18 protein-coding genes are annotated in these 20,349 nt (G+C 39.4%); 9 read left to right on the top strand and 9 right to left on the bottom strand.

Annotation, left to right across the window (positions count from 1 at the left end; genetic code table 11):
* Positions 1 to 115: 115 nt before the first annotated feature.
* The gene (locus tag RWN13_RS07755; protein WP_314061910.1) at positions 116 to 1,207 is read right to left on the bottom strand and encodes a DUF871 domain-containing protein; all 1,092 of its coding nucleotides are present in this window, start codon (positions 1,205 to 1,207) and stop codon (positions 116 to 118) included.
* 179 nt (positions 1,208 to 1,386) lie between these two features.
* On the opposite strand from RWN13_RS07755, the gene RWN13_RS07760 reads away from it, so the two are divergent.
* On the top strand, positions 1,387 to 2,169 hold the full coding sequence (locus RWN13_RS07760; protein WP_314061911.1) for a peptidylprolyl isomerase: 783 nt from the start codon (positions 1,387 to 1,389) through the stop codon (positions 2,167 to 2,169).
* 41 nt (positions 2,170 to 2,210) lie between these two features.
* Here RWN13_RS07760 and RWN13_RS07765 read toward each other — a convergent pair whose 3' ends face one another.
* Positions 2,211 to 3,224 (bottom strand): branched-chain amino acid aminotransferase, encoded by a 1,014-nt coding sequence (locus RWN13_RS07765; protein WP_314061912.1) that lies wholly within the window; start codon positions 3,222 to 3,224, stop codon positions 2,211 to 2,213.
* A gap of 327 nt (positions 3,225 to 3,551) precedes the next feature.
* Here RWN13_RS07765 and RWN13_RS07770 point away from each other — a divergent pair, with 327 nt between their 5' ends.
* From RWN13_RS07770 to fni, 6 genes are all read left to right on the top strand, one after another.
* Positions 3,552 to 3,779 (top strand): hypothetical protein, encoded by a 228-nt coding sequence (locus RWN13_RS07770; protein ID WP_314061913.1) that lies wholly within the window; start codon positions 3,552 to 3,554, stop codon positions 3,777 to 3,779.
* Between the two features lie 33 nt (positions 3,780 to 3,812).
* Positions 3,813 to 5,168, top strand: coding sequence for a tripartite tricarboxylate transporter permease (locus tag RWN13_RS07775; RefSeq protein WP_314061914.1), 1,356 nt, complete (start codon positions 3,813 to 3,815; stop codon positions 5,166 to 5,168).
* Positions 5,169 to 5,258: 90 nt separating this feature from the next.
* On the top strand, positions 5,259 to 6,194 hold the full coding sequence (gene mvk / locus RWN13_RS07780) for a mevalonate kinase (RefSeq protein WP_314061915.1): 936 nt from the start codon (positions 5,259 to 5,261) through the stop codon (positions 6,192 to 6,194).
* Positions 6,195 to 7,166 carry a diphosphomevalonate decarboxylase gene (gene mvaD / locus RWN13_RS07785; RefSeq protein ID WP_314061916.1) on the top strand — a complete coding sequence of 324 codons (972 nt, stop codon included), beginning with the start codon at positions 6,195 to 6,197 and terminating at the stop codon, positions 7,164 to 7,166.
* A gap of 30 nt (positions 7,167 to 7,196) precedes the next feature.
* A complete protein-coding gene (locus RWN13_RS07790; RefSeq protein ID WP_314061917.1) occupies positions 7,197 to 8,282 on the top strand; it encodes a phosphomevalonate kinase in 1,086 nt (361 codons plus the stop codon).
* Between the two features lie 15 nt (positions 8,283 to 8,297).
* A complete protein-coding gene (gene fni, locus RWN13_RS07795) occupies positions 8,298 to 9,362 on the top strand; it encodes a type 2 isopentenyl-diphosphate Delta-isomerase (RefSeq protein WP_314061918.1) in 1,065 nt (354 codons plus the stop codon).
* A 42-nt stretch (positions 9,363 to 9,404) separates the two neighbouring features.
* Here the strand turns inward: fni and RWN13_RS07800 are convergent, their stop codons facing one another.
* The 4 genes from RWN13_RS07800 to vanR form a co-directional block, all read right to left on the bottom strand.
* Positions 9,405 to 11,183: a glycerophosphodiester phosphodiesterase gene (locus RWN13_RS07800; protein WP_314061919.1), complete on the bottom strand. Its 1,779-nt coding sequence runs from the start codon at positions 11,181 to 11,183 to the stop codon at positions 9,405 to 9,407.
* An 84-nt stretch (positions 11,184 to 11,267) separates the two neighbouring features.
* Complete coding sequence (abc-f, locus tag RWN13_RS07805; protein ID WP_314061920.1) at positions 11,268 to 12,722, bottom strand: ribosomal protection-like ABC-F family protein; 1,455 nt, start codon at positions 12,720 to 12,722, stop codon at positions 11,268 to 11,270.
* A gap of 450 nt (positions 12,723 to 13,172) precedes the next feature.
* Positions 13,173 to 14,342 carry a HAMP domain-containing sensor histidine kinase gene (locus RWN13_RS07810; RefSeq protein ID WP_314061921.1) on the bottom strand — a complete coding sequence of 390 codons (1,170 nt, stop codon included), beginning with the start codon at positions 14,340 to 14,342 and terminating at the stop codon, positions 13,173 to 13,175.
* Positions 14,284 to 14,991 (bottom strand): VanR-ABDEGLN family response regulator transcription factor, encoded by a 708-nt coding sequence (gene vanR, locus RWN13_RS07815; RefSeq protein WP_314061922.1) that lies wholly within the window; start codon positions 14,989 to 14,991, stop codon positions 14,284 to 14,286. Before vanR ends, RWN13_RS07810 begins: the two co-directional genes overlap by 59 nt.
* A gap of 188 nt (positions 14,992 to 15,179) precedes the next feature.
* On the opposite strand from vanR, the gene RWN13_RS07820 reads away from it, so the two are divergent.
* Entirely contained in the window at positions 15,180 to 15,857 is a 678-nt protein-coding gene (locus tag RWN13_RS07820; protein ID WP_314061923.1) for a DUF6320 domain-containing protein, read from the top strand.
* A 94-nt stretch (positions 15,858 to 15,951) separates the two neighbouring features.
* The gene (locus tag RWN13_RS07825; RefSeq protein WP_314061924.1) at positions 15,952 to 17,229 is read left to right on the top strand and encodes a hypothetical protein; all 1,278 of its coding nucleotides are present in this window, start codon (positions 15,952 to 15,954) and stop codon (positions 17,227 to 17,229) included.
* A gap of 40 nt (positions 17,230 to 17,269) precedes the next feature.
* Here RWN13_RS07825 and RWN13_RS07830 read toward each other — a convergent pair whose 3' ends face one another.
* The 3 genes from RWN13_RS07830 to RWN13_RS07840 all read right to left on the bottom strand — a co-directional run bounded on the left by RWN13_RS07830 (position 17,270) and on the right by RWN13_RS07840 (position 20,310).
* On the bottom strand, positions 17,270 to 18,217 hold the full coding sequence (locus RWN13_RS07830) for a serine hydrolase (RefSeq protein WP_314061925.1): 948 nt from the start codon (positions 18,215 to 18,217) through the stop codon (positions 17,270 to 17,272).
* Between the two features lie 270 nt (positions 18,218 to 18,487).
* Complete coding sequence (locus RWN13_RS07835) at positions 18,488 to 19,672, bottom strand: MalY/PatB family protein (protein WP_314061926.1); 1,185 nt, start codon at positions 19,670 to 19,672, stop codon at positions 18,488 to 18,490.
* Between the two features lie 98 nt (positions 19,673 to 19,770).
* Entirely contained in the window at positions 19,771 to 20,310 is a 540-nt protein-coding gene (locus RWN13_RS07840) for a GNAT family N-acetyltransferase (protein WP_314061927.1), read from the bottom strand.
* Positions 20,311 to 20,349: the final 39 nt, after the last annotated feature.

A 20,349-nucleotide genomic window follows, 5' to 3' on the forward strand; every position in this document is an offset into this window, starting at 1 on the left:
TCAGCCCTGACTCTCCCTACTTTATTCTGTAATTAGTAAATCCCTGGGTACCTCAAAAAAACAACTTTCAAGCTTAGGAAACAAGTCCTGAACTTGAAAGTTGCTAATAGTGCCCTTAGTTATTTTCAATTAATTTAAAATTGGACCAAGGTCGCAAGAAATCTAATAAAAATAATTCATCCGCTGAAATTCGACCGACCACATTCACACGTCCATCATTTTTCATTGATTTCAACGCAATTTGCGTTTCTCCTTTATACTGACCATACCCGAGGTTGTCAATTAATACATCTCCCTTTGTCATATCAATCGTGTTATGAGCCGGGAAAGGTAAATCTTTGTATTTAATACGTGTCATGGTTGAACGTAAAATATACTCAGAACGATCGCCGCGATAGCTGTGTAAATTATTAAATAGGACCTCTCTTTCGTCATCCGTAATATCATCTGCTACGTCTACTTTAACGGATGGGTATTCAGCAAAGAATGCCTCCGACATCGCTTTTAACTCTGCTTCAGATGCATAGGCATTACCAACCAACACATCGTCGATTGTCCCCATTAAAACTAAATGCTTCACTTGGGTGGCGATTTCTAAATCGCGATGGTCTTCTAATGAACAAAGTCCATCTTGCGTTGGCCAAGGACCAAAATCAGCCGCGTGAGAATTAACAAAGGCCATAGTGTTGATGCCATATTTAGTGAATTTTTCTGTGCACATCACAAAATGGTCATAACCTAAACCTGAATAACGATGAGGATAAAAATTATGAGACCCTAATAAGTTATTGACATTTGGCGAATAACTCATAATATTGTCAACATAACTCGTACCTGTACTCATATTAATTTCAATTTTAATCCCAAAAGGATTACGTGTCATGCGTGCTTCTTCCTGACCTGTAAAACCGATGTCAAGACGAACCCCATCGGCTCCCATTTCGTGAAAGAAAGTCAAATCGTCATAGGAAATCCCCAATTGCTCAAAGAGTCCCGGATTAATATCAACCATGACTTCCATATCTAAACTATTGGCATAGTCCACGACCTGTTTAAAGTCAGCTAAGACTTTGTCCTTGTCTTCTGTAATTTGCAACAAACTAGTAAACACACGTTTAAAACCATATTGATGTGCTAAATCTAAATACGCTTTGTCTTTTTCAAATGTTGATCGTTCAGGATAAATAGAAATACCTAATTTTCCCATGGTAATGCCCCCTATAAAATAGTTTATCGTTCTTAAACATTATAACAATTAACAAAAAAATAGTCTAGACCATTTCCAGAATAAAATGAAAAACAGACAGTTTTTAGATTTCACTAGGTAAATTCACAAAAATTTGTTATGATTAAAAGTGGAATAAATAAAATAAATGAGGTATTCGAATGAAAACAAAAAAATTACTTATTAGCCTAAGCGCCCTAACGCTTACACTGCTATTAGTTGCCGGTTGTGGCAACGGATCTAAAAACACAGGTGCAAGCAGTTCAAGCGAAAGTAAAACAGCTGAATCAAGCACAGCTGAATCGAAAGAAGCTGTCGATCTAAACAGTTTGGAATTACCACAATTAAATAAAAAAGTTGCTGATAATGAAGCCTTGGTTGAATTAGTGACATCTGAAGGCAATATCAAAATCAAGTTATTCCCAGAACAAGCCCCTAAAGCAGTTGAGAACTTTATCCAACATGCTAAAGATGGTTATTACAAAGATGTTAAATTTCATCGTATTATTGAAGGCTTTATGATTCAAAGCGGTGACCCTGAGGGAACTGGTGCTGGTGGTAAAAGTATTTGGGGTGACGAATTTGTCCCTGAAATTTCTAATCAATTGTATCACATCAATGGTGCTCTAGCTATGGCTAGAACTGGTTTGCCCGTTGACCAACCTTCTCAAGGTAGCCAATTCTACATCGTACAAAACCATGACAATATGGCTGACGGACTCTTAAAAGACGAGTACCCAGACCAAATTATTGAAGCTTATAAAAATGGTGGCGCCCCTAATCTTGATTTTCAATATTCTGTTTTTGGACAAGTAATTGAGGGATTAGATGTTGTTGATAAAATCGCTGCAACAGAAGTCAAGGCTGGCGAATCTGGTGAGAAATCAACGCCGACAAAAGATGTGACGATTAAAGAAGTGAAAGTCTTACAAGAAGCTAAATAAACGAAAAAAAGTGATCCCGAATTATTTCGGGATCACTTTTTTTAAACTTTGACAATCCAGCCTTCTGGTGACTCAACATCGCCAAACTGAATGCCGACTAATTCATTATACAATCGTGTTGTCACTGGTCCCACTTCTGTCTCACTGTAAAAAACATGAAATCCCTCACCGGTTTCCAGACCACCAATTGGTGAGATAACCGCTGCCGTGCCACATGCCCCAGCTTCTGTAAACTGATCTAGTTGATTTAAGTATACGTCCCCTTCAATTGCTTCCATGCCTAAACGTTTTTCGGCTAAATAAAGTAACGAATACTTCGTGATACTTGGTAAGATAGATGGCGATACCGGAGTGATAAATTGATTATCCCTTGTAATCCCAAAGAAATTCGCCGAACCGACTTCTTCAATCTTTGTATGAGTAGCTGGGTCAAGGTAGACACAATCCGAATAATTTTTCTCTTGAGCTTCCTTTCCAGGCTGCAAACTAGCGGCATAGTTCCCACCTACCTTAACAGCTCCAGTTCCCAACGGTGCCGCTCGATCATAATCCGAAACGATAAAGTTAGTAGCCGTTAAGCCTCCTTTAAAATAAGGGCCTACGGGCATGCAAAAGACAGTGAAAACATATTCCGGTGCCGGTGAGACACCAATATTCGGTCCCACACCAATTAATAAGGGGCGAATATAAAGAGTAGCGCCTGAATCGTGAGGTGGCACAAAACCTTCATTAGCCTTTACTACTTCTTTAACAGCATTGATGAACATCTCTTCAGGAACCAGGGGCATTCGCAAGCGTTCTGCACTTCTATTTAAACGTTTAGCATTTTCGTCAGGTCTAAACAAATTAATGCTGTCATCTTTACAACGATAAGCTTTTAATCCTTCAAAGCACTGTTGTCCATAATGTAAGGCCGTTGAGCCTTCATGAATGTGTAAGACGTTGTCTGTCGTAAGTGACCCAGTACTCCATTCGCCGTCTTTGTATTCAGCTAAAAAACGATATGGTGTTTTGATATAATTAAAACCTAAATTTTTCCAATCAATATTTTCCATTTAAACAACCCCTTCACATATTTCAATCTAGTTTATCACACTTTTCATTAAAATTTAATCATTTTTTAATTATTTTCGATTATCTTGGTTTAAGGTGATCTAAAAAAACTTACCTGAGAATAAATAGTTTGGGTTATTTAAGTAAGAAGCAGCGGTTAACCGCACCTTTACAGCTAAAAAGTCATAAGAATTCATTAAAGAATTCCCATCTTTGTTACTTTTTTTTGGCTCTAAGTTACAATCATAGTGGATAATAAAGACATAATGAACTAATTTGCCCTATATAAATAAAATTGAAAGGTTATCTGAATAAAATAGGAGGACAAAATGAAAAAGGACGAATTGATTAATGTTTGGAATGATTTAGTTGGCATCAAAGACTTAGCCATTGCCATCATTCTTTCTGTTACAGGAACCATGGTTGGCTTTTTTCTTGCGCCGGCTAACCACTCCACTAAACAGTTGTTTTTCGGTCTCAGTGGCGCCGTTGTTGCTTTTTTAATCAACACTTGGATTATTAAGCCCAAACGGAACATAAACGATCAAAACAACTAATATCAGGCAATCATGTAAAGGAGTTTTGTTGGTATGGAACTATCATTAGTGATTCAGATGATTATTGCCGCTTGCGGTGCTATTATGCTTTACATTTTTATCGGTTTTATTCCTGGAACAGATGAAACATCTGTTTTAATGCCCGTATCACTGGCTTTAATTTTAGGCGGTGTTCACCCAGTCGTCGCTTTAACCTTTTTTGTCGCTTCTTTTGTGACCTTAGGTTTGATGAATCTAATGCCCGCCTTAATCGTTGGTTTACCAGGTGGTGTTATGTCAACCCCTTTGATTGAACACGCCCTTCTATTAAAGGACCAAGGTAAAACAACGACAGCGATCAAAAAAGCTGCTGTCGGTAGCTTAATAGGTGTTTTAATCGCATTGCCGACTAGTTTATTAATCGCTAATGCCATCGCGCCATATGCAGACGGTTTAAAGCAATATGCCCCATGGTTATTTATTGGTGGCGCCGTTTTTCTTTCTTTAATAAGTAAAGCAAAAATTATTTCTTTAATCAGCATTATTCCTATGGCTTTACTTTTTCAGAGCCTGCGAACCATTTACTGGGACATGGGAGTCGTGCCTGAAACAAAAAACATCACCACCTCATTTTTTCTGGGAATCACAATTGCGCCCTTACTTCTTTCTCTAATCTCTTTGTTTAATCAACAAGAACGAAAAAAACTGATTCAAACTGAAGAAAAGATAACTTTACTGCCAAACATTCGTAAAGAAAACTTCAGCCCCTTTAATGTTTTATCAAAAAACGAGGCCATTGGCAGCATTCTGTCTACTTTCGCCTCATGTTTTTTATTCGTTCTTAGTCCAGTTGGTCTTACGATCTTGTTCGGTGAGATGGTTGCAAAACGAGAAACAACATCTGCTAAAAAAGCAGAAGCCGCAATAGTTACCATGAGCGCCTTAGTCCAAGGAACATACATGTCTGGTCTGGTTGTTAGTCTCATTGCCCTAGGCATCCCTTTAGCGCCTTCAGCAATTGGTCCAGGTGCGGCTTTTTTTGAGGCCCCTCCTATTTTTGAAATAGGTAACACTATAACCTCACAGTTTCCTAAAGGACAATTAATTTTAGCTTTTGTCATTGGAGCTCTATCGGCAATTGGGGCTGTCTATTTTGTAGCCATGCGTTTCGCTTCAAGAATAACGGCTTTCGTCTTAAAAAAAATTCCCCACGAAGCAATTTTAGGGTTATTTATCGCCTTAGTGGTATTATTAGGTTATATGGATGCAGGATTAATCAATGTCTTTGGAATCTTACTAATTGGATTTGCCTGTGGCACCTTAAACCGATTAGGGGTAAACTACGGCATTCAGTTTATGACCCTTTATGCAGCACCCGCTATTATTGAATTTTTTAGTCAGTTAGTATAAACTGTAATTTCCGACTTTTATTTGATACAGAATGATGTCCCACAACTAAACAATTATCATGTTTCTCACATATAGAAAGGTTGAATGCTTATGTCAACACAAGGAATCGGTTATGCCAATGGTAAAATTATTTTAATGGGAGAACATTCCGTCGTCTACGGAGAACCTTCAATTGCCATCCCCTTCCCAGCAACACAAATAAAAACAACAGTTCAAGCGTCTGAAGGAGAAACAGCGATTGATTGCGTTTTTTATAAAGGCCTCCTAAATGATATGCCTGAACTATTGGAAAGTTTAAAAGCCGTGATTAAGGTATCTCTAGAGCGCCTTGGCCAAACAGATACCCTTTCCTTAACGATCGACAGTACCATTCCTGCAGAGCGTGGCATGGGCTCAAGTGCTGCTGTGGCCGTGGCCACCACACGAGGGATTTACGACTACTTCCAACAGCCACTTGCCCATAGTGAACTTTTAGAAATTGTCGATATATCAGAAAAAATTGCTCACGGTAACCCCAGTGGTTTGGATGCCTTAATGACCAGCAGTTCCACCCCTTACTACTATATAAAGGGGCAACCTGTGACTCCAATCGATTTGCATTTAACTGCAGTTCTGGTTGTGGCTGACACAGGAAAAACTGGTCAAACGAAAGAAGCTGTAGCCAATGTTGGCGAAAAAGTTCGCAGTAAAAGCGGCGCGATTTATCAGCGTAAAATCAAAGACCTTGGTCAATTAGCCAAAGCAAGCAAGGATTATTTAAGTCAAAATCAGCCCGAAAAACTAGGCTTAGCCATGAATCAGGCCCAAAATTTATTATCGGAGTTAGGCGTTTCCAGTTTGGAATTGGATGCCCTAGTAGTTTCCGCCCTCAGTCACAATGCCTTAGGGGCAAAATTAACAGGTGGCGGTCGTGGCGGATGTATGATAGCATTAGCAAGGGATTTAAATGACGCCCAAGTGATTGCGTCTGCTTTAAAAGCGGCTGGCGCGAAAGCAACTTGGTTATATGAAATGAGTGGGAACTAAATGGAACGACATAGTAAAGCTAGAGCACATACAAACATCGCCTTGATTAAGTACTGGGGCAAACGAGACGAAACCTTATTTTTACCAATGAATAGCAGCCTATCCTTGACATTAGACCAATTTTATACGGAAACGACTGTTGAATTATCAGATTCCTTTGAAAAGGACAGCTTCATTTTAAATGATCGACTTCAAGATGACAGTGAAACAACTAAAATCAGTCGTTTTCTCGATTTGTTTCGACAAGAAGCAGGCATTCAAACGCCAGCAAAAATTACCAGTCAAAATTTTGTGCCAACTGCAGCTGGACTTGCCTCCTCAGCATCTGCTTTCGCAGCTTTGGGAGCGGCAATGAATGACGCCAGTGGCTTGAAGATGGACTTAGCAACCCTTTCCACCTATGTTCGCCGCGGCAGTGGCAGCGCAACTCGCAGTGTTTATGGAGGTTTTGTCGAATGGCAGATGGGCACCAACTCCGCAGACAGCATGGCCGTTGAAATTGACGATGCTAGTTGGGATATCGGCATGATCACGGTTGCCGTTAATACCAATAAAAAAACAGTTTCTAGCCGTGATGGCATGAAACTGACCGTTGAAACCTCTGCTTTTTACCCTGCCTGGTTAGAAAGCACAGCAAAAGATCTTCGTTTGATTAAAGAAGCCATCTATAAACACGATTTTCAACAATTGGGTGAAATCACTGAGTCAAATGGTATGAAAATGCATGGTACCATGCTCGGTGCTACTCCCCCCTTCTCATACTGGGAAGCATTAACTGTTGAAGTTTTAACTAAAATTCGTGAAATACGTAGACAAGGATGGCAGTGTTACTTTACAATGGATGCTGGACCTAATGTTAAAATCCTCTGTCGTTATTCAGATGCAGAGGCCATTCAAAAATTGTTAACCACCGCTTTTCCAGACAATCCGGTTATTATTTCGAAAGTCGGAGGCGGCGTTAAACTGATCTAAACAGTTTGACATTAAGAGAGGAAGAAATACATGATAGAAGCTAGTGCACCTGGAAAACTTTATATAGCAGGTGAATATGCTGTACTAGAACCAGGACATCCTGCGATTTTAGTCGCCTTAGATCAATACATAACAGTCAGATTAAGAGAAGCAAAATTCCAAGGGAGCATTCGCTCCAGCTATTCCAACGGATTTATGATTCCTTGGACTCGCAAAAATGGTCAGTTGTTTATTGACGAACGGGAAAATCCTTTTACATATGTCGTTCAAGCTGTGACGATGACAGAAAAATATTTAGATGAAATCGGTAAAAAACTAACCTTCTTTGACTTAGAAATCGAAAGTGATTTAGACAATAAAGATGGCCGTAAATACGGTCTAGGATCCAGTGGAGCGGTGACGGTCGCGACGATTAAAGCTTTACTGACCTTTCACAAAGTTAACTACGATGCCGCTTTAGTCTATAAACTCGCAGCCTTAACTCATTTGTCAATCAACAGCAATGGTTCCTTTGGTGACTTGGCTGCCAGTTCCTTTGGTGGCTGGATTGCTTATTCTTGCTTTGACCGTAAATGGGTCCAAGCTCGACAAGAAGAACACTCACTGTTGGCTTTGCTTAATATGAATTGGCCTAAATTAATGATAGAACCCTTAACACCCCCAGAAAACTTAAACTTATTAATTGGTTGGACAGGTAATCCAGCTTCAACCACTCATTTAGTTGACTTGTTAAATGAAGAAATCAGCGAGATTGATCACTATTACTCTGTTTTCCTGAAAAATAGTCTAGAATGTGTCTCCAACATTATTGAGGCTTTCAAAGGCAAGGACGTTTTCTCAATTCAAACTGGTATTCGTCAAAACCGTCAGTTATTGCAACACCTCGGTGCCAACAGTGGCGTTCACATTGAAACGGCCACCCTTTTTGACCTCTGCGAAATTGCCGAGGACTTTGGTGGTGCTGCTAAATCTTCAGGAGCCGGCGGTGGTGATTGCGGAATTGTTTTAATTGATAATACAATTGACCCCACTCCTTTAATTAGCGAATGGGAAAAAGCTGACATTAGCCAATTACCTGTTAATGTCCATTATGAAGATACTTATTTATTAGCCTAGATTGGAGGTTTTCTTATGTCAATTCACCAAAATCGCAAAGACGAACACGTTGAACTTGCAGAAAAGCTCTATGGAAGTCATCCTCTAACGGATTTCGAAGCCATGACCTTTGTTCATCACTCCTTTCCAAATATGGATGTTGCTGACGTTGATTTAAGCACCCAATTTGCAGGATTTAACTTAGAACTGCCCTTTTATATTAACGGAATGACCGGTGGTAGCGACAAAACAGCCACTATTAACCGTTATTTAGCCTTAGTAGCAAAGGAAACCGGCTTGGCTATGGCCTCTGGTTCGGTCAGTGCGGCGATTAAACATCCCGAAGTAGCCGAAAGCTTTTCAGTCATTCGACGAACAAACCCCAATGGGATCATCTTTGCTAACCTAGGAGCGGAACATTCAGCGGAAAATGGCAAACGAGCTGTGGACATTCTACAAGCTGATGCCCTTCAGCTCCATGTTAATGCTCCCCAAGAACTGGTAATGCCTAACGGTGAAGGCGAACGTTCTTTCACAAACTGGCTGAACCAGATTGAAAAGATGGTTACTGAAGTTGGAGTGCCAGTTATCGTCAAGGAAGTTGGCTTTGGCATGAGCCGTAAAACTATTCAACAGCTAATAGCAATTGGCGTTAAAACCATAGATGTTAGTGGTCGCGGCGGCACGAATTTTGTTGCGATTGAAAATTCTCGCCGATCCAAACAAGAATTCTCATTCGCTGAGAACTGGGGACAATCAACAGCTGTTTCACTGATTGAATCTGCAGAATACCAGAATAAAGTCGAAATCCTAGCCTCCGGCGGGATTAAAACACCCCTTGATATGGTTAAAGCTCTATCAATTGGAGCCAGAGCTTGTGGACTTTCAGGGCATTTCCTACATTTAATACAAACTGAAGGTGTTGAAAAAACCATTGCCGAAGTTGAACAATGGCGTCAGACTCTCAAAACCCTGATGACCCTGTTAGGGACAAAGAAAGTCGCAGATTTACAACAAACAGATATTATCTTACGGGAACCCATTAAAGGTTGGTGTGAAGCTCGCCGTATAGACTGGCAATCTTACGCTAATCGCTCCTAAAAAAGTTGACAAGGGACATTTCCCTCGTCAACTTTTTTTGTGTTAATCTTCCAATAAATACTCTACTCTGTTAAGGAAAGTCCGGGTTTCATCCTGACTATCACGCAATTTAATCGCTAAATCAGGATGATTAGTAATAATGCCATCTACGTCTAGGCGTAAGTATTTACGCAGTAACTCCTCCTTGTTAACTGTCCAAACAAATATTTCTTTATTCATTTCAGCTGCCTGATCTAACAAACTTTCCGTCACAGAAAATTCTTCCAGAACATAAAAATTATGGATAGTCTCTGGTAAACTGCCTAGATTCAACGGAATCACATAAGCGGTTTGGATTATCGGTTCGATTCTCTTGATTTCATTCAAAATCTTAATGTCCAATGATTGAACGTAAAATTCAGTTGTCACATGTTTCTCTTGTAATAAATTAACCAGATTTTGAGCCATCTCTTTCGATTCGTAGCCATGAGGTTTTACCTCTATCAATAATTTGATTCGTTCCTTTTTGGCTACATCAATGTAATCACTTAAGCTAGGAATCCGATCCTGATAACCGCCTTGTTTGACTGTTAATTGTTCCAACTCTGCTAAGGTCAAGTTGCGAACCTCTTCATTCACACCAGCTAGACGCTTGAGATTGTAATCGTGCATCACCACAAATTTGCCGTCTCTAGTTTCTTGGATATCCATTTCAACCACATCCGCATGGACTTTAGCAGCGGCTTTAAGGGAACCAATTGTATTTTCAACGCCTTTTTCCGTAAACCCACGGTGAGCAACAATCTCCGTTTGTGGGGCGTAAACCACACCAACTGCCGACCAAATATTAAAACCAACGAAACCGATTAAACCAATAATTAAGATATTTCGCCATTTAGGATAGGTTTTAGCCCATAATCTGGGGTTGAATTTAAAGCTGGGAACTTCCTTTAAAAAGGGTTGCCCTTCCCTCGTTGTGCCAACAATGCCATTAGCCACTAAGGGTTGGATTAAGCCACCGAAGAGAAACAGAAAAATTTCCACAATGGTGATGGTTAAACCAGCAATAACAGGTGCGATAACGGGTAAATAAGCATCCGCAATTACCAGCGGAAGAAAAAAAACAAACATAATCCCCCCGAAAAGCAGCCCGTAACCACCAACTAATAAGCCGAGAAGAATCAGATTACTAAGAGAACGTCCTTTTGAAAAGTTCCAACTCTTACGAATCGCCTGCCAAATAGTCGTATTTTTATCTGTTACAAAAAAATAGATCATATACAGCAAACGCAAAGCGACATAAGACAAGACGACGATTACGCTCAAATATAAGGCAAACCCCGAAGGAGTCATGGACAGTTCATCTACAATAAAATCGGGTATTTTAATCATGGAAGTTAATTCAGCATTGATCCCCAACGAAACAATCGGCATAATCAAAAGAAAATACCCCACAAGTAATAAAGAATTCAAACTTAAGAAAAAACGGACTTTACGATTCAAGCCTTTCACAATATCCCAAAACGCAATCGACTGACCTGTTGCTTGATTGTGGGCCAGTAAGAAATAAAAACCCAACTCGTAAAAAATAAAGAAAACAAATAAAAGTAAGAGCCCCAGGCCGATTAGTAAGGCCATGGGATGACTAAAGAGAGCTGAAAAATTTTCATTTGTGACACCAACAATTTTAGCTCGACTCAGCATCTTATAAAATAAATAAGATAACAAGGGAAGTACTATGACAACACGCATAAATTGCAGAATTAACATACTCCTAAAATAATCAGGCCAGGTCTCGATTACCCGCTTAAAGCTATACTGCACATTTTTTAATATTGTCACTATTCCTCACCATTTCCGTTTAAATTCATACTGCTATCTCTTTATTATACCCTATACTTACCTAAGAGCGAAATGAATCCCATCTTACGCCAAGATTAAACTTTGGTCTCTAAAAACCCAAATTTGAGTGGCAACCGATTCTACAAAATAACGATCATGAGAGGTTAATAAAATCGTACCAGGATAGTTCTTAATAAACGATTCCAAGGCTAATCTAGAGCTTAAATCAATAAAATTAGTGGGCTCGTCCAAAACTAACACGTTACTTTCCTGTAAAAACAAGCGGCCTAGTATTAAACGCGTTTTTTCACCGCCACTTAACTGATAAACCTTTTTTAACAAATCGCCTTGGGTAAACCCTAATTGATGAAGCACAGACCTAACAATCGACTCAGAGTCATCAGTTACCTTCAAAAGATAATTCACTAGGTTCTGTGAATCCTTAATTTGATAAGCCTGTTGTTCGAAAGTACCAAAGTTAACTTTTGGAGAGATTGTCATACCTGGCCCTCTAGCTAATATATGTGCCAGTAAACTAGATTTTCCACAACCATTAGGACCCTGAAGTGCGATGACTTCACCTAAAGAAAATTGAAAATTCGTTTCGTTAAGTAACAGACGCTCTCCTTTAATTAAGGTGACAGATTCTCCGATAATCGGATACTTATTATGGATTTCTGTTTGCTTGGTTTGTTGAAAAGTAATAACTTTCTCACTTGGGATGACTGGCCCGATTGACAACTGGCTCAAACGCTTTTCAATTCCCTTAGCTGCTTTTTGAACCCCCTTAAGTGCAGTGTCTTTTTGCTTCGATCCACCTAAACGACTTGGCTTAATCTGGCGTTTTTTTTGTTTTTGGCTGACTTTTGACATTTTCTCTGCCCTGGCTTTTTTGCCGGCTATTGCAAGTTCCAGTCGCCTTTTTTCTTTTTGAGAGTTGTTTAAGACGTTTAAAGCCGTCTGTTGCGCTCCGTCCTTCTGTTGTTGATAATCTGTATAATTCCCTTGATATTCAGTTACATGTCCCTCTGACACTTCCCAGATCTTCGTAACAGCACGATCGAGAAAATAACGATCGTGGCTGACTATGACTAGTGTTCCGTAGTAGTAAGAAAGTTCATTCACTAAAAAGTTAACCCCTTCCTGATCCAGATGAGTGGTTGGTTCATCTAGTAAGAGACCTTCATGGCAGGTTGACAGCACCTGGGCTAACTTCATGCGTGTCAGTTCGCCCCCGCTAAGCCCATCATTAGAACGCTTAGGTACCTTTAACTTACTTAATAGTTCATAATCACTTGGGTCCCCTTCTGGCTCCGCAACTTGCTGGAAAAAGCCGAAATTAGTTTTAATCTCAACCTTCCCCTTGTCAGGCTCCAAGTTTCCGCCTAACAGATTTAACAAAGTTGATTTCCCTTGTCCGTTGCCACCGACAATCCCAATTCTATCCCATTGATAGATCGACAGTTGCGGAATAGCCAAAACTTGTTTATTTCCTAAAGATAAATCAATATGAGTTAGTTCTACCGATAATTTTTGCATGTTTTTTCCTCTTTCTTTTGAGGTCATGCTAACTGACAAAAGAGAACGCCCCTTTTTCATTTACTAGCCCGTTACTTTCAAAAAAAACGACAAAAAGAGAGATAGCAAGGCTATCCCTTAAAAGACAATAATAAGTTGCGACTAGCAACTTAAGCGTAATGTAAATAAACCTTAGACATTACTGTAAAAAGTTTCAGCAACATAGTCAAATAGACTATGTCCACGTATTTCTTGAGCAGAAATACAGACTTGGATTAGAAAAATGGCTGGACTCCTCGTTTTGTCAAATAAAACAAGACCTTTGAATATATGCAGTTACTTATTCAAAGGGTTAAGTCTCAATCTCATCGATGCCATCATTTACTAATCCTCCTTCTTTAATAGCCGTTAACACAACTGGCTACATTTAATAAGATAAGTTTACCAAGAGGATGAACTAAAAGCAAGTAGTTAATCAATGGGCAAATGAATCTCAAACAGCGTCTGATTATCCTTACTCCTCAATTGTATGTCTCCTTTATGAGCCAAGACGATTTCCTTTGAAATCGATAGACCTAACCCTGATCCTCCAGTTTGGCTAGAACGGGAGTTATCTATTCGGTAAAACTTATCAAAGACAGCCCCTTGCATCTCCTCTGGAATGTCCGGCCCCTGATTCTTAAAGCGAATAATCGCGTCAGATTCCGTTCGAGCAATCGTTATTTCAATTGGGGTTTGCTCAAAACTATAGGCCAACGCATTTTTCATCAGATTGGTGAACACACGACCTAATTTATCTGGATCAGCCGATACAACCAAGCGCGTCATACCATCAATTACAATTTCCTGTCCACGAGCCTGACCATTGATATAAAATTCATCTGCAGCCTGTTCTGCCAGCAATCTCAGGTCAATTGGTTGTTTACTTAATACAATTTCTTGTAAATTAAAACGTGTAATGTCAAAAAACTCATTAATCAACCCTTCTAATCGATAAGATTTATCCAAAGTTAACTGGACATATTTAGCCTGTTGTTCCTGAGGTAAGCTCTCTGAGGTCTCCTGCAAGAGATTTAAATAACCGACAATGGAAGTTAAAGGTGTTCGAATATCATGAGCCAGATAAACCACTAAATCATTTTTTCGTTGTTCGGCTTCTTTGGCATCCCGCTCTCGCTTTTTAATAATTTGATTAACTTGATTCATTTTCGACTCAATACTCTTCATCTCTAAAGACAATTCAATCGAGCCTTCGGTTTCTTCGATTAGTTTATCCATGCCATTAGCAATTTCATCAAAATAATTTGTCACAAAATTTGTATAAATACGGAATATAATCACTATAGCGCCAATCGCCACAACGATCATAATAATCGTTAAGTTACGGCGGATTAAATTATCGTGAACGTAAAAAGCCATTTCTTGAGTAAAATTGAAATGTTCCACCAAAACAGCGACAACCCAATTCCCTGCCACACCTCGCGCTAGTGATTGTAAAATAAATAACAGGATCCCAGTTACTAAAATAATCAGCGAAATTCGCCTTAAAATCTTTCGTTTAAACAAACTGTAATCATTTTTTTTAAGAGTCAATTTTATATCCCACTCCCCATACAGTTTTAATGTATTTCTGATTGGCATTCGGACCTTCAATTTTAGCCCGAAGATGGCGTATATGAACCATTACAGTGTTATTCGAACTCTCAAAATATTTTTCTTCCCAAACTAAGTGAAACAGTTCCTCCGTTCTAAGAACCTTACCCACATGCTCCAACAATACCCACAAAATCTTGAATTCTGTCGGTGTTAGTTCAACAGGTTTTTGATTGACAGTTACCTCATAGGTAGTTTTATTAACGACTAGACTCTTATGGTAGATCACTTGATCGGCTGTTTGGTCCACTTCCTTACTTTGCCCCTCATTGTACATGGTGTAACGCCGTAGTTGTGCCTTAACTCTCGCTACCAACTCCAACGGTTGAAAAGGTTTCGTGACATAATCATCAGCACCCAAGGTTAATCCAGTTATTTTATCTAATTCCTGATCCTTGGCAGTTAACATAATAATGGGGAAATGAGCATTTTCGCGAATCTTTTGACTGATGACAAAACCATCAACATCTGGCAACATAATATCCAAAATAGCCAAGTCAACTTGATGCTGATTTAAATAATCCAGTGTATCTTGTCCCGAATAAAATGTGACGACCTCGTAACCTTCATTTTTCAGATACAGCTCAACCAGATCGGCAATTGCTTGTTCATCATCTACGACTAATATTTTTTTCATATTAACCTCCATCTGTATATTCGACTGCTACCTTCCTCTATCTTACCTGATATCTCTTAGATAGAAAACCACTAGCCAAGAATTTGAGTCACTTATTGATAAATTTTAAACGTTTCATGATAAAATGTGCTAAAATAGCAATAACGTGTTTATTGATCACGAGAAAATAAGAAAGTTGGGATAAGATTATGACAACCTGTTTAAGATGCCAAGTGGACGTAAGTTCTGACCACAGTCAGTGTCCCCTCTGTCACGCTATTATCAACGAAAAAACAGAACCCTCCCTAACGAGTTACCCACGTTACCCGGAAACAAAAAACAACAAAAAATTACAAGTCAAAATCTGGCTTTTCATTACGATTATTATCATTACTTTTTCCTTTGCCATCAATGCCTTCACATGGGATATTAAACCTGTTACCTGGGCGCCTATCGTGTCAATGGCTAGTTTTTATATTTGGTTTGTCGGAAAAGATTTATATCAAAAATTCAATATAAACCTGATTGGCAAAACTCTATGGAAAAATTATTTTTTTCTTTCCTTAGTTTTAGTCATCATAGATTTGAGCACAGACTTTGGTCGTTGGTCTTTAAATTATGCCATTCCCTTTTTAGGTATATTAACTGGTCTGATTATGACTATCTGGTCGGTCAGAAATAAATCAATGTGGCGAGATGACATCGGCTATATCCTGCTAATTGTCAGTATCAATATCATTCCCTTGCTCCTCTTTTTTATCAAAGGAGGAAACGTCTTATGGCCAAGTATTATCTCCCTTATTTACGGAGGTTTGACTATTCTGGGACTCTTTATCTTCTCAGGCAAGCGCCTGCTTTATGAATTACAAAAAAGATTCCACTTTTAAAAAAGGTCTGAGTCTTAATGATTGGAGTGAGATTCAGCCCAATCTTGATTAACTAAAACTATAACAGTTCTTACCGATTACATAGGAGGTCACCATGTACAAATGGTATCGTTTAGACAATGCAGCAAAAGTATTCCCTTCCGTGACTGGCAACAAAAATTCATCAGTCTTCCGCTTTGCGGCCATCCTTTATGATGAGATTGACCCCATCGCCTTGCAGCAAGCTGTAGATATCGTAATGCCACGATTTCCAATGTTTTCTGTTCGTTTGCGAAAAGGAATTTTTTGGAACTACTTGGACGCCAACAAACACAGCTTGGTCATTCAACAAGAAACAAATCCACCCTGCGGTCAAATCGACTCTGCCAGAGATGGCGGTTATATGCTCCGTGTCTTATACAGCGGCCACCGACTCTCTCTAGAAATGTTTCATGCCCTGACTGATGGCAGTGGTGCCATAGAATTTTTTAAAAGTTTGCTCTATTATTACTTCAAGTGTTCTGGCCACGACTTCCCCCATGAAGGGAAAGTTAAACTAGGTGAAGAACCTTCTCCCCAAGAGGAGGTAGAGGACAGTTTCAGTAAACACTATACCCCTATCTATTCAGAGAGCACCCGCAATCCACGATCCTTTCATATTCGGGGTGTTTCCTATGGCGACGGTGACAACAGCCTAGTCCATGGCGTGGTTGATAGCCAAGCGATGAATCAAGTAGCCAAAAAATATGGTGGTTCGATTACGTCTTACTTGGCTTCCTTGTTGATTTATTCCATTTATCAAACACGCAGTCATCAACGAGACGCAGCAAAACCAATCGTAATTGCTGTTCCTGTGAACTTGCGAAACTCGTTCCCATCAAAGACTCTGCGAAATTTTTTTAATGTGATTAATGTTGGGGCGTATATGGATGAAGAAATGACCATGGAAAAGCTCGTCCCCTTAATTCAAGAAATGCTGATTCAAAAAACCAATAAAACCTATCTTCAATCTTCAATCAACAACAACGTTAATTTTGAGCGCAATGTCGCGTCAAAATTCGTCCCACTCTTTGTTAAAAACTATTTTGTTCGCCTTGGCTTTGACCACTTAAGTGAGAGCAAAAAAACCATTACTTTGACCAATTTGGGGCGTGTGGATTTACCAAGTGAAATGTTTCAATACATTAAACATATGGAAATAGCTGCTTATCCTACACAGAAAAGCCCAGTTGCTTGCGGTTTAATATCTTGTAACGATCGGTTGACCATAACGTTTATTAAAAATATTGTTGAGACGGATATTTTACAATACTTTTACTCCCATTTAGCGACAATTGAAGGCCTGGATGTAGAAGTTTACAGTAATCTCTTGGCCCATACTTACGAAACATAACTTTTTTAACACCAGATTAGGTCAACTAATCTGGTGTTTTTTATAGACTTCGATAAACTGTGAAGGCATCTTCAATATGACGCGCTTCCGTCATCGGCGTACCACTGGCGCCAGCTGTCACTAGAATATACCGTTGGCCGTTGATTGTTGCCAGACTAGCCAAACATTGGCCAGCTTCTTCTGTATACCCTGTCTTCCCACCGTTTAGCTCGCCTGCCAGCTCCTGATTTTTCGGTAAATGACTAAAAAGAGTACTGGCTAAATAAAGACCTTCAGGGTGATAACCACCATTGTAAATGTGTTCCTTTGAATTAAAAATAGCAGAAAAAGTCTCATTTTTTAAAGCCGTTTTTAACAACAGTGCCATATCTTCAACTGTACTATAATGGTTGCGCTGATGAAGGCCTGTTGCATTTTTGAAATTTGTTTGGGACATGCCTATTTTTTTTGCCTCTTGATTCATTAACTTAACAAAGTTTTTTTCACTTCCGGCTACTTCGATCGCTAAGGCTTCAGTCGCTTCTGCTCCTGAAGATAGCAATGTCCCATATAGTAATTCTAGTACTGGTACTTCTTCGTCACGTATAAAACCAGCCATTGAGGCCCCTTCTGAAACCGCCTGATCTACAATTTCTCCAGAGACAGGAACCCTTTGATCCAAATCGGTTAAGTGTTGAATCACAACATAAGCCGACATAATTTTGGTCATTGAGGCAGGATAGACCTTTTTATCTGCTTTTTTGCTACCAACCACCACATCGGTATCCAAATTAATCAAAATTCCGTTTTTACTGTCAATATCAGGCAATGAACTTTCCTCTTTATCCCCGCGGGTCTTTTCTGCAAATACTAGACTCCATAGCTGGCGACCTTCATTGGCTAAATCTCCCGAGGACAATTCCTTATAAAATAATAAACTTGTTATTGTTGCGATTAAAGCCAAACAAGCAAAGATGCCTTTAATTGGTCGTTTCTTTTTTCGTCTCATCGTAAACTCTCCTCATTTCTTAAAATCAGAAGTTTTGACTTCCTTTGATAACTCTATTAAACCACCTTAGGAAACCTAGTTTATATAATCTAACTTAGCAAATTCTTAACTTTTTCTTAAAACAGCTTGAACCTCCCCACGACTTGCTTATCTGAGTCTAAGAGGCAGTTAAACAACCTCAGAAACTTAAAAGCAAGTACTGCTTGCTGCTTACTATCGAAAACATGCAAAAAAGTCATTTAACAGTCTGACCTGTCAAATGACTTTTAGTTATTTTTTTGCTAGTTCTTCTACAATTTTAGTAGCGGTATACGTCACGTTCTTCGGCAAGGTACCTAGATTAATTCGGATAAAGCCTTCATAGCCATCGCCAAACCACTCGCCGTAGTCAACTGCCACGCCACACTTAACTTGCATGAACTCAATCACTTCTTCAGCTCTTAAATAGGCACGTAAATCCACCCAAGCTAGATAAGTCCCTTCTTTTTCTGTCAGGATTATCTTAGGCGCCCTTTCAGCAAATATTTCTTTAAGGATATTAAAATTATGTTCAATGACACTATTTAGCCCTTCCAACCATTGCGCTCCCTGGCGGTAAGCAGCTTCAGTGGCGACAGTTCCAAATAAGCTCGTCACTGATTTAACCGTTGTATTAGCATAAGCATCATAACGCTCTCGTAAAGCTTTGTCAGCAATGATAATGTGAGAATGCAATAAGCTAGCCAGATTAAAGGTTTTTGAAGGCGCATTTAAGACGATTAAATGACTGTGATACTTCTCCTCTAAGGCTAAAGCAGCCACATGCGGGTGACTTTTGCGAGTTAAGTCCTGATGAATCTCATCTGACACGATAATTACATCATGTTTTAAACAAATATCAAATAAGCGAGCCTGTTCCTCAGCAGTCCAAACGCGACCGACCGGATTATGAGGAGAACAATGAATAAATAATTTCACTTTATTTTCCACAATTTTAGCTTCAAAATCAGCATAATCAATCGTAAATTGCCCATGCTCATTGACTAGACCGGAAGTGACTAAATGGCGATTTGTGTCATTAATAGAGTGGTAAAATGGATAATAGACCGGTGCTAAAACAATGACGCCCTCTTGCTCCTCTGTAAAAGCATTCACCATCCAAAAGAATGAGCTGACAACTCCAGGCGAAAAACGAATCCATTCTTTTTCCAAGTGAACTTGGTAACGCTCAGCTTGCCATTTAAAAAAAGCCTCATAATAAGAATCAGAAACGATGGAATACCCAAAGGCACCATGCTCAACTCGCTTCAGCATCGCCTCTTGAACCGCTTCTGGAACCTTAAACTCCATATCAGCCACCCACATTGGCAGTAACTCATTTGTGCCAAAATTCTCTGTCATATTATCCCACTTAACAGAATCCGTGTCTTTGCGTTCAACCCCATACTTTTCAACAAACTCATCTATTTTTATCATTTTTTTCCTCCTTATACTTAAGAGTTTAGTCTCCCTATTTCGATCTAAAGGCTACCTCTATACTATCATATAAGAGCTAACTTGGGACAAAAAAGGCCTTAATTCAAGTTGCCCAATGTATACTCATACAAATTGAAATCCGCTACAATGGGACCAGCCTCTAAATCTGGTATTTCTTTGACAAGCTGAAAACCACTTCTCAAATATAGCTGATTTAAAACAGGCTGACTTTTGATACAATCCAATCGAATGGCCTGCTTCCCTGCCGCTCGCAGCTCACCTTGTAATTGACGAAGGAGCTGCTCTGCAATCCCTTTTCCAGTGTAACTATCAGCCAAAGATAACCGATGTAAATAATAGACACCCCTTTGTTCAGCTTCTTGCCAAATACCATAATCCCAGTCATTTGGCGATTCATATAAGTAGAAAACAGCCGCAATGCTAATTTGCCCATCACGCTCCTCTTCATAAAAATAAGCTTCCCCTTGTTCTATACGAGCTGCCACTATGTCGCTCTCCTCACCATTAAGGATGTGGCCCCACTGACTTGACCCTGTTTCTTTAATGCGCGTAGCTGCCTCTATTAAGATAGCTTCAAATTGTTTTACCTCGTTACTTAGTCCTTTACGAATCTTCATTGCCATTCCCCTCTCACTAATTAAATGAGTATTTTTTAA

Source organism: uncultured Vagococcus sp. (assembly GCF_963518325.1).
Classification (GTDB): domain Bacteria; phylum Bacillota; class Bacilli; order Lactobacillales; family Vagococcaceae; genus Vagococcus_D.